Origin of the sequence: Shewanella sp. 10N.286.45.A1 (assembly GCF_041470405.1) — a bacterium.
GTDB lineage: Bacteria > Pseudomonadota > Gammaproteobacteria > Enterobacterales > Shewanellaceae > Shewanella.
Map to the genome: position 1 here is coordinate 1 of NZ_JBFRMK010000350.1, position 249 is coordinate 249.

Sequence of the window (249 nt, forward strand, 5' to 3'; positions counted from 1 at the left end):
GAGCTTAACCGTACTCCATGAGTGTGATGCGATCAGTTGAGCAAAATAGCGCTTCAAATCATCGGTCGTGAGGTTATCAGGGCAGCGGTCAAAGAAAGCCGCAATCCGTCTAACGGCTCGGCTATAGGCATCAATGGTAGCAGGTCGCTTGCCTTGCAGTGTTAAGTTGGTAAGATGTTGTTCATAAAGAAAATCAAAGCGTTGCTGTTCGAGTGTGTTCATGGCAATACTCCTAGGTTAGCGATCAAA

At 46.6% G+C, this 249-nt stretch carries 1 protein-coding gene; it reads right to left on the reverse strand.

Going from position 1 to position 249, the window contains the following annotated elements:
* Window positions 1–222 (reverse strand): phage integrase N-terminal SAM-like domain-containing protein (locus tag AB4238_RS20980; RefSeq protein WP_372035412.1); only part of this gene is annotated, 222 nt, incomplete at its 3' end.
* Between the last annotated feature and the right edge of the window lie 27 nt (window positions 223–249).